Origin of the sequence: Nocardioides bruguierae (assembly GCF_023656415.1) — a bacterium.
Lineage (GTDB): Bacteria > Actinomycetota > Actinomycetes > Propionibacteriales > Nocardioidaceae > Nocardioides > Nocardioides bruguierae.
Genome location: NZ_JAMOIL010000056.1, coordinates 1 through 6,773, shown reverse-complemented (window position 1 = coordinate 6,773; position 6,773 = coordinate 1). Strand labels below are relative to the sequence as shown.

Sequence of the window (6,773 nt, the reverse complement as noted above, 5' to 3'; positions counted from 1 at the left end):
CGTCCGCACCGGCCGGTCAACCACGACCGACGCCGACGCCGCCTGACGTCCCCGCAACTAGACTCGGCACCCGAGCGCACACCCGCGACAGCCCGCACCAGGATCGGTGGAGAGGTCGCTGACGCGGCAGCGCTACTAGCCGAGGTGGGAATTGATCTCATCAACTGACTGTCAGACGATGCGCTCATCGGCGGGCCCGGCAACTGGCAAGGCCGCTCGGGACGCACCTAGTCACACTTGCGACCCACGAGTTCCGGTCAGTTATTGGGTTCGCCGGAGGCTCAGCCATCACGGATGAAGAATGTGAGCATGCGAGAGCTCCCGCCTGACCGGATCATGTCCCCCGATGGTCGAGCCGGCTGGTATGCGGTTCCTCCCGGGGGTCATGGGGCCGAGGATGACGACCAGGCCTGGGAAGGGCCGAGCGAGGGGTCGTTGATCCGCTTCATGTCTGAGGACAGTGTCGATGTCCCCTTGTGGAGCGAGGACGGCCTGATCTTCGTCGACGGCGACGAACTGGTTCGCGAGTGGAGCGTCAGTCAAGAACTCGCGAGCGACATCGTGGAGTGGGGTCGGGCGTCTCAAGGTCCGAGGACTGCGAGGATCGACGCAGAAGCGGCCCGCTTGATCCGCAGCCTCCGACGTGAACTCGACTACCGCTTCCGCATCGTCTATCAGCCCTGATCCGGGCATCCGCGCACCGGCAGATCCGCCACCGTTCGGCAGATGCTCGAACGCCGTCGCGGGACCGCCGCAAACCGGCGCCGGATGAGCACCCTCCTCGAGCTCGTCCGTCAGCGCCTCAACCGCACCGCCGACCCCGTCAAGCGGAGCGCAGCCGGCGACCGGCTCCACTCGCTACCCGGATGACCAACCGTCCGACCAGCGGCAGATGAGTGCACGCTTCTCACCCCGGCATGTCGAACGTCAGATCGCTGGTCCGGAAGTACTCGCCTCCCTCGGACGGCCCAACAAGTACCAGGAAGTCAGCCAAGGCATTCGGTCCTGGCTTGCCAGAGGAGTCACGCGCTCCCGGCTCCTCGTCCCACGCGATGATCTTGGTGCGGACCGCGTACCTGCCCTCGGGCAAGGACAGGCTCACAGGACTTACTGAGGGGTTGCCGACGGTTTCGACTCCGCTGAGGACAAGTGGGCTGCCGTCCGCAACGAGGAGGTAGGGCTCGCTGGTGACGACCGTGTAAGCGGCCTCTCGCTCCGTCGCAGCGTCGGGGGCAACCGCGAGGCGCACGCCCCATGCGCCGTCACTCTGGATGCCGATGGGAACCAGTTCTCCGGACTGGATCGCGTCAGCAAGACGATCGTTGACTCGCTTCTCCCACGCCTCGTAGCCATCGACATCGGCGAAAGCTGACGACCTCCAGAGAGCGAGCATTCCGGCGTTAGTCGCAACGGTGACGATGTCGTTCGCAGGCACGCGCAGAGACTATGCGAGCCGCTGGACACCCCCACCGCACATCGGCATGTGCGGGCACCTACCCGCTCGATCGTGCGGCGAGATCCGCTCCACTTCTCGCACCGCTATGCGGAGGGGGAGCCCGGCAGTGCTGGGCACCCCTAACGAGGACCTCAAGATCATTTTCAAGATCGACCCGGGCCTTAGGCCGGACTGACCTCGTAGGAGCCGGCGGATAGCCGGCTGATCGAGGCTGATTGCGAATCGACCTGACAGTGCGCTCCCGAGGTGCACTCCAAGGATCAGGGCCGCCCCGCCCTGCGTGCTTCTATTCGAGGGGGGAGGCGCCCAATGCCTCGCCGAGACCATCGATCGCTGTCCGTCGGTCCGCGTGGGTGACATGACCGTAGGTGTTCATGGTCATCTCGAGGCTGGAGTGGCCGAGGATCTCCATGACGGTGCGTGGTGGGACGCCAGCTCCGAGGAGCAGGGATGCGCACCCGTGCCGGAAGTCGTGGAGACGCACGACGCGGACGCCGGCCCGTCGGCAGCAGGCCTGGACGATCCTGGTGGTGTTGCGGGGGTCGAACGGCGTCCCAAAACCGGTGGTGAGCACATGCCCGGTCTTCTGCCAGTCGGCGCCGTGCAGCTTCTTGAGCTCGGCCTGGCGCTCGCGCTGCTCCGTGAGTGCCTCGACGACGAGGGCGGGGAGCGGGATGGTGCGCTGGGAGCGGGCGGTCTTGGTGGGCAGGGCCACCAGTTCGCCGTCGATGCGGTGCAGGCCGCGCCGGATCTCGAGCGAGCCGCCGGGAAGGTCGACGTCGGCCCACATCAGGCCGAGGGCTTCGCTGCGCCGTAGTCCGAGCGTGGTGAACAGGACGAGCATCGGGTAGTACGGGTCCTCCCGGTGGAAAGCCACGAGCCGCCGGACCTCGTCAAGATCGAGCGGGCGGATCTCCTTCTTAGCGGGCTGGGTGACTTTCACGAGCTTGGCCGGGTTGCGCTCGATGATCTCTTCCCGGACGGCGTCCTCGAGTGCAGCCCGGAGGGTGGCGTGGACGTAGGTGATCGTCCGCGCGCCGGTCTGCTTCTTGCGCAGGGCGTCGTAGAAGGAGCGGATCTGGCGTGGGTTCAGCTGCTCCAGCCGGGTCTTACCCAGGCCCGGGATCAGGTAGGTGGTGACCATGTGCCGGTATGTGCTGAGCGTGGTGGGTCGGACGCGGTGGCCGACGATCTGGTCGAGCCACTCGTTGAGGAACTTGGCGACGTTCAGATCGGCCGGGGTCTGGCGCTTGCCCTGACGCTCGGCCTTGATGAGGGCATCCAGCATGCCCTGGGCCTCCCGCTTGGTGCGGGCGCTGACGGTCTTGCGCTTGCGGACCCCGTTGGTGTCGGTGACGTAGGTCTGTCCCTGCCATGTGCCGTTTGTAGATCGCCCCCTCTCCGTTGGCGGCTTGCCGGTTCACTGGAAGGCGTCCTGATCCATGGCGGCGACGTAGTCGGCGAGGGCGCGTGCGGAGATGCGGCGGCAGCGGCCGACCTTCATGGAGCGGAGCTCGCCGGAGTTCATGAGGTTGTAGACCATGGGCCGGCCGACGTGGAGGAGGCGGGCGACGTCCTCGGGCGTGAAGAGCATGGGGGGCATGTCGTCGGCGGTGAGGAGCCAGACGTTGGGCTTGATGGTGACGGTGCCGTCGACGTCGTCCACGGCCTGGCGGGCGGTGTCGAGGTTGAAGAGGTAGTCCATGAGGGCTCCCGAGATGAGTAGGTGGGGGAGGCCCGGTGGTGGGGGCGTCCTCCTGACGTGGGGATGGTCTGCGGGTTGTCAGGAGGACGCGGGAGGTCCGGTCGACGGGGCTGCGGTCGCGAGGCCGAGCTGGGCCTTCGCGGACTGGTAGTCGGCCTGCCAGCGGATGCGCTCGGCGATGGAGCGGGTGAGCACGATCCGGTACACCGGCACCGGGGCGTCGTGGGCATTCCACAGCCGCCACTCGTAGCGAGGCCGGCCATCAGCTCGTTTGGTGTCCGCGGCGAGCCGGTCGAGCTCGACGGAGTCGATGCCGGCGGCCTCGAGGGTCTGACGGACGACGTCGGCGCGGTCGGCGCGGTGGTCGGTGAGGGTCTTGCCGGTCCACCGCCGCGAGACCAGGACCCGTCATCCGCCGCAGCCGAGGTGCTGCTCGTCGTGGGCCTTACCGGGACAGGACCCCGGGAGAGCCTCGTCGGTGGCACCGTCAGGCTGGACGCCGTAGCGCAGCCAGTTCCAGCAACGTGGAGAGCAGGGCAGCCACCGCAGCTCTGCCAGGAGTCGGTCGACATGGGCGCGCTGCCGGCGGGTCAGGTGGGTGCCGGGGGTGGCGGGCTCGGACAGGCTCTTGCCGAGGTACTTGGTCAGGTAGGCGACGCGGCGGTCGGCGTCGTCCTCGTCGGCGACGATGCCCTGGATGTCGATCTGCTTGCCCAGCCGCAGGGTGTGCGCGGGGGTCGCAGCATGGCCCTGCTGATCGAGGCTGTCGAGGGCCTGGTGCCAGGTGGGCAGTGGGGTGCCGGTGTCGGGGTCGACGAAGTCGGCGCCGTCCCAGTCGGGGAGGGCGTGCTGGGGATAGCGGACGACGTCGAAGGGTGGCCACCACACGTGCTGGTACGTGGCCGAGGCGACCTGGCGGAGCAGCTCGCGGGGGATCGCTCCCCGCAGCGCGGTGTGCAGGTGTGGTGCGAGGCGGCGCTGGGCCTCGATGACGGCGAAGTACTGGACCTGGTAGCCGGTGCAGCGGCGGAGGTTCTGCCAGACGCGGTCGATGAGCTTGGGGAAGTGCAACGCGTCCAGGGCAGCGCGACGGTAGTGGTACCGGGCCGGCGCGACCGGGGTGCCATCAGGGCGCACGCGGCCGTAGGAGGGCAGCGTGAAGGTGACGAACATCGAGGGTCGGTAGGTGCGGCCGCTGGGTGCGGTGAAGGTCTGGCCGATGGTGCGGTGGTCCATCGGGACGCGGGGGAGGTCCGGGGCGTCCTGCCGGCGACGGGTGGAGCGGACGCGGCGGTCGCCGGTGTCTGTGGGCTCCGGCTCGGTGGGCTTGGCGGTGTCCGGGACGTCCAGGTCGTTGTCCTCGTCGTCGGCGGACGGGGCCTCGGGCTCGTCCTGGAGGTGCCAGCCCTCGCGACACTGCTGCATCCGCAGGACGCGGTTGCGGCGGGCACACGGCTCGCACTTGGACGCCAGGTCGCGCCGCACGGGGTGGAGACCAGGTGCAGCTGGCCGGTCACGGTGTCGGCAACCTCGTGGACCACGGGACGCACGCACACACCGTGGTGCTGTGCGAGGTCGCGGAGGGTGTCGGTGGTGATGCCGCGGTCGATCATGCGGCACCCCATCCGTGCTCGGGCCCTGAGTCGTGCCGCGGGGCATGGGCGTGGCAGTGGTGGGGGAGCGGCGTGCGGTCGCGGCCGTTCCAGAAACCGGAGGTGACCTCGAGCTCGAGGGCTGCTCGCTCGCAGTCGTGGCTGACGGGGCAGGTCAGGCACATGCCGGCCATCTCCAAGCGCTGGTCGAGGCTGCGAGTAGCGGGCTCAGCGATCCATGGCAGGTCGGCGGCGTCGCGGCACCGGGCCTCAGCAAGCCACGCCGGCTCGGTCCCCAGAGCAGCTGGCTGCGAGGTGGTGGTCTGGTGGTGCACGTCAGCTCGCCTCCTGGTCGGTGCTGGTCTCGCGGGAAGGTCGGCGCGGCCGGCGTCCCAGGTCGTCCGAGACCAACGGCGGCACGTCGAGCAGGACGGGTGTGGCGAATCGCTGGGCGACGTCGCGGATGGCGTCGTCGCTGGCGTAGCCGGCGCGGACTCGCAGTGCGGGGCCGCCGTCCTCGGGGACGACGTAGGCGGTGCCGGGGACGTCGCGGGTGATGCGGTGGCAGGAGGCACCGGTGGCTGCGGCCGCGTCGCCGAGGACCATGGCTGTCTCGGAGGCGTCCTTGAGCCGGAGGCCGACGGTCTGGGTGAACAGTCCACGGGAGGGGATGACCTCCTTGCGGGGGTCCTGGAGGCAGGCGATGACCACGAAGCCTGTCGCGCGCCCCTGGGAGCAGAGCAGGTTGATCGCGGCCTCGGCCCGGCGCTGCAGGTCGCGCTCGGTGCTGTAGGCGGTGAGGGCCGCGAGCTCGTCGATCATCACGACGTGCAGCGGCTCGTCTTGGCTGGCCCGGTGGCTGCGGACCTTGCCGGCGTAGACCGCGTTCCGGTCGCGCATCAGGGTGACGAGGTGCTCGAGGGAGGCGACGGCGGAGCCCGCGTCGGTGGCTGTGGTGCTGAACAGCTCGCGGCCCATGAGTATCTCCATGCCGCCCTTGAGGTCGATGCCGTGCAGCAGCACGCGTCCGTCGAAGACGGCGCCGGCCAGGGCGAAGGCGAGCGACCAGAACACCGACCCCTTGCCTGCACCGGAGGAGCCGGCGACCAGGGTGTGCGGGCCGAGGGAGAGCCGCCAGGTCTCGCCGCGTTCGGTGCGGCCCAGCGGCAGCGACGACAGGTCGAGGACGTCGGCCCGTGCCGTGGCCGGGAACGGGCGTCGCAGCTCGTCGCCGACGGTGAGGTGCAGGACGATGTCGCGGAACCCTCGAGGTTCACAGCGGACCCGGGCGACGCCGAGGGCGGTCTGCAGCGCGGGGCCGGCGGCCTCGTAGTCCTCGACCATCTGGCCGCGGACGGGGCGGACGGTGACGCGCAGGTGCGGCCAAAGACCGGCAATGGTGCGCAGCTCGGGAAGCCCATGAACATCCAGTCCGCGGGCGGCGGCGACGTCGGGCCAGACCTCGCGGACCTGACGGCGCCACCACCACGTGCGGGGGAGTGCCGTGGCGCGGCCGAAGGAGACCGGTCGTGTGAGTGCCCAGCAACGGAGGCCTACCGCCGTCGCGACCACACCGCAGGCCAGCGTGGCGAGCACCGGTACCGGCGGGCGGGCCAGCCACACGGCAGCAACGACCACGACGAGGACGCCGGGCTGCCACCGCGCGACGCCGAGCATGCTGCGTCCCCACGACCTGATCTCCTTCAGCGCACGCATGACGTCACGCCACGTCCGGGTCGGGGCAACGGCGCAGCTCGCCGGCGGCGGCCTGGAGGTTCTCGATCGCCTCGGTGATGGCCGAGCGGGCGACGCGGAGCATCTCCTCGGTGTCGTCCGACGGGCAGCCGGCGAGGTTGCGGAGGACGTACTGGACGAGGTCGCCGGCCTCGTCGATGCGCTTGACCAGGCGGATGAGCTCGGCTGCTGCGTCCTCGCTGTTGCGGATGCCGGTGAACATGAGCCACTCCCGAGGGGCTCCCGCGCGGCTCATCGGTTCATCACCGGGACGGTGACGGTGAGG

At 69.6% G+C, this 6,773-nt stretch carries 9 protein-coding genes; 1 reads left to right on the top strand and 8 read right to left on the bottom strand.

What is annotated here, in order from left to right:
* Positions 1-309: 309 nt before the first annotated feature.
* The gene (locus tag M8330_RS21495) at positions 310-684 is read left to right on the top strand and encodes a hypothetical protein (RefSeq protein WP_250829021.1); all 375 of its coding nucleotides are present in this window, start codon (positions 310-312) and stop codon (positions 682-684) included.
* Positions 685-907: 223 nt separating this feature from the next.
* On the opposite strand, the gene M8330_RS21490 is transcribed toward M8330_RS21495, so the two are convergent.
* The 8 genes from M8330_RS21490 to M8330_RS21465 form a co-directional block, all read right to left on the bottom strand.
* Positions 908-1,435, bottom strand: coding sequence for a hypothetical protein (locus M8330_RS21490; RefSeq protein WP_250829020.1), 528 nt, complete (start codon positions 1,433-1,435; stop codon positions 908-910).
* Between the two features lie 307 nt (positions 1,436-1,742).
* Positions 1,743-2,744 carry a site-specific integrase gene (locus tag M8330_RS21485; RefSeq protein ID WP_250829019.1) on the bottom strand — a complete coding sequence of 334 codons (1,002 nt, stop codon included), beginning with the start codon at positions 2,742-2,744 and terminating at the stop codon, positions 1,743-1,745.
* A gap of 132 nt (positions 2,745-2,876) precedes the next feature.
* Positions 2,877-3,161, bottom strand: a complete 285-nt coding sequence (locus M8330_RS21480; protein ID WP_250828666.1) for a helix-turn-helix domain-containing protein — start codon at positions 3,159-3,161, stop codon at positions 2,877-2,879.
* 78 nt (positions 3,162-3,239) lie between these two features.
* Complete coding sequence (locus M8330_RS22255) at positions 3,240-3,374, bottom strand: hypothetical protein (protein WP_284705060.1); 135 nt, start codon at positions 3,372-3,374, stop codon at positions 3,240-3,242.
* A gap of 195 nt (positions 3,375-3,569) precedes the next feature.
* Positions 3,570-4,646, bottom strand: a complete 1,077-nt coding sequence (locus tag M8330_RS21475; RefSeq protein WP_250829018.1) for a replication initiator — start codon at positions 4,644-4,646, stop codon at positions 3,570-3,572.
* A gap of 124 nt (positions 4,647-4,770) precedes the next feature.
* Positions 4,771-5,088, bottom strand: a complete 318-nt coding sequence (locus M8330_RS22815) for a WhiB family transcriptional regulator (protein WP_372490288.1) — start codon at positions 5,086-5,088, stop codon at positions 4,771-4,773.
* A 1-nt stretch (position 5,089) separates the two neighbouring features.
* The gene (locus M8330_RS21470) at positions 5,090-6,469 is read right to left on the bottom strand and encodes an FtsK/SpoIIIE domain-containing protein (protein WP_250829017.1); all 1,380 of its coding nucleotides are present in this window, start codon (positions 6,467-6,469) and stop codon (positions 5,090-5,092) included.
* A 4-nt stretch (positions 6,470-6,473) separates the two neighbouring features.
* On the bottom strand, positions 6,474-6,743 hold the full coding sequence (locus M8330_RS21465; RefSeq protein ID WP_250054720.1) for a hypothetical protein: 270 nt from the start codon (positions 6,741-6,743) through the stop codon (positions 6,474-6,476).
* Positions 6,744-6,773 lie beyond the last annotated feature (30 nt).

Bases quoted from the DNA above. Each gene is read 5' to 3' on its own strand.
- M8330_RS21480 (WP_250828666.1), bottom strand. From the start codon at position 3,161: ATGGACTACCTCTTCAACCTCGACACCGCCCGCCAGGCCGTGGACGAC.
- M8330_RS21485 (WP_250829019.1), bottom strand. From the start codon at position 2,744: ATGCTGGATGCCCTCATCAAGGCCGAGCGTCAGGGCAAGCGCCAGACC.
- M8330_RS21470 (WP_250829017.1), bottom strand. From the start codon at position 6,469: ATGCGTGCGCTGAAGGAGATCAGGTCGTGGGGACGCAGCATGCTCGGC.
- M8330_RS21495 (WP_250829021.1), top strand. From the start codon at position 310: ATGCGAGAGCTCCCGCCTGACCGGATCATGTCCCCCGATGGTCGAGCC.
- M8330_RS21465 (WP_250054720.1), bottom strand. From the start codon at position 6,743: ATGAGCCGCGCGGGAGCCCCTCGGGAGTGGCTCATGTTCACCGGCATC.